The following is a 2,500-nucleotide window of genomic DNA, read 5'->3' as shown; positions in this document are numbered from 1 at the left end:
GTCCGAACCGACTAGTGTTGCAAAACTAGCGGATGAGCTGTGGATAGGGGTGAAAGGCTAAACAAACTTGGAAATAGCTGGTTCTCTCCGAAAACTATTTAGGTAGTGCCTCAAGTATTACCTTCGGGGGTAGAGCACTGTTTTGGCTAGGGGGTCATGGCGACTTACCAAACCAAGGCAAACTCCGAATACCGAAGAGTACAGCTTGGGAGACAGAGCACCGGGTGCTAACGTCCGGACTCAAGAGGGAAACAACCCAGACCGCCAGCTAAGGTCCCTAAAATTGGCTAAGTGGGAAACGAAGTGGGAAGGCTAAAACAGTCAGGATGTTGGCTTAGAAGCAGCCATCATTTAAAGAAAGCGTAATAGCTCACTGATCGAGTCGTCCTGCGCGGAAGATGTAACGGGGCTAAGCCAGTTACCGAAGCTGCGGATTTGCAATTTATTGCAAGTGGTAGGAGAGCGTTCTGTAAGCCTGTGAAGGTGCGTTGTAAAGCGTGCTGGAGGTATCAGAAGTGCGAATGCTGACATGAGTAGCGTTAAAGGGGGTGAAAAGCCCCCTCGCCGTAAGCGCAAGGTTTTCTACGCAACGTTCATCGGCGTAGAGTGAGTCGGCCCCTAAGGCGAGGCAGAGATGCGTAGCTGATGGGAAACAGGTCAATATTCCTGTACCGATTGTTAGTGCGATGTGGGGACGGATCTTAATAGGTCATCCGGGTGTTGGATATCCCGGTTTAGATGGATGTAGGCGTGCATTAGGCAAATCCGGTGCACATATACCGAGGCCATCGATCGAGCCAGCTTGCTGGTGAAGTGATTGAACGAGGTTCCAGGAAAAGCCACTAAGCTTCAGCTAACAACGACCGTACCGCAAACCGACACTGGTGCGCGAGATGAGTATTCTAAGGCGCTTGAGAGAACTCAGGAGAAGGAACTCGGCAAATTGACACCGTAACTTCGGAAGAAGGTGTGCCCTATTAGTGTGAAGCGAACAGCGGAGCATGAACGGGTTGCAAAAAATCGGTGGCTGCGACTGTTTATTAAAAACACAGCACTCTGCAAACACGAAAGTGGACGTATAGGGTGTGACGCCTGCCCGGTGCTGGAAGATTAAATGATGGGGTGCAAGCTCTTGATTGAAGTCCCAGTAAACGGCGGCCGTAACTATAACGGTCCTAAGGTAGCGAAATTCCTTGTCGGGTAAGTTCCGACCTGCACGAATGGCGTAACGATGGCCACACTGTCTCCTCCTGAGACTCAGCGAAGTTGAAATGTTTGTGATGATGCAATCTCCCCGCGGAAAGACGGAAAGACCCCATGAACCTTTACTGTAGCTTTGTATTGGACTTTGAACAGATCTGTGTAGGATAGGTGGGAGGCTTTGAAGCAGGGTCGCTAGATCTTGTGGAGCCAACGTTGAAATACCACCCTGGTGTGTTTGAGGTTCTAACCTAGGTCCATTATCTGGATCGGGGACAGTGCATGGTAGGCAGTTTGACTGGGGCGGTCTCCTCCCAAAGCGTAACGGAGGAGTTCGAAGGTACGCTAGTTACGGTCGGACATCGTGACGATAGTGCAATGGCATAAGCGTGCTTAACTGCGAGACTGACAAGTCGAGCAGATGCGAAAGCAGGACATAGTGATCCGGTGGTTCTGTATGGAAGGGCCATCGCTCAACGGATAAAAGGTACTCTGGGGATAACAGGCTGATACCGCCCAAGAGTTCATATCGACGGCGGTGTTTGGCACCTCGATGTCGGCTCATCTCATCCTGGGGCTGTAGCCGGTCCCAAGGGTATGGCTGTTCGCCATTTAAAGAGGTACGTGAGCTGGGTTTAAAACGTCGTGAGACAGTTTGGTCCCTATCTTCCGTGGGCGCTGCAGATTTGAGGAAGCCTGCTCCTAGTACGAGAGGACCGGAGTGGACACACCTCTGGTGTATCGGTTGTCACGCCAGTGGCATTGCCGAGTAGCTAAGTGTGGAAGAGATAACCGCTGAAAGCATCTAAGCGGGAAACTCGTTTCAAGATGAGATCTGCCGGGGCCTTGAGCCCCCTGAAGAGTCGTTCAAGACCAGGACGTTGATAGGTCAGGTGTGGAAGCGCAGTAATGCGTTAAGCTAACTGATACTAATTGCTCGTGCGGCTTGACCCTATAACTTTGATCGTCAGATCAAGGTGTTATGCCAAGTTGACGCATTCAAAATAATTCGCCAAAAGCTGATTCCAAACTCTATGAATTCGTTTGATTGATCGCGTGATCAGTCGGACAACCCTTTATGCCTGATGACCATAGCGAGTTGGTCCCACTCCTTCCCATCCCGAACAGGACAGTGAAACGACTCAGCGCCGATGATAGTGCGGGTTCCCGTGTGAAAGTAGGTCATCGTCAGGCTCTTACAGCCCCAAAAACCCCCGGTCGATATCGATCGGGGGTTTTTGCTTTGCGCGTCACAAATCGATCAATAAGAAAAAACACGCCCGCAAAGAAAGGGAAATAG

2 rRNA genes (1 of these 2 cut by a window edge) are annotated in these 2,500 nt (G+C 50.8%); both read left to right on the top strand.

Features of this window, described 5'->3' with window-relative positions:
• Positions 1–2,154: ribosomal RNA gene (locus AC1VNX_RS00010) — 23S ribosomal RNA — on the top strand; it begins 717 nt to the left of the window's first position.
• Between the two features lie 127 nt (positions 2,155–2,281).
• Positions 2,282–2,394: ribosomal RNA gene (rrf, locus tag AC1VNX_RS00005) — 5S ribosomal RNA — on the top strand.
• Positions 2,395–2,500: the final 106 nt, after the last annotated feature.

Source organism: Variovorax sp. TLI9-5A, from assembly GCF_056867935.1.
This window is presented reverse-complemented; position numbering and strand designations above follow the sequence as displayed.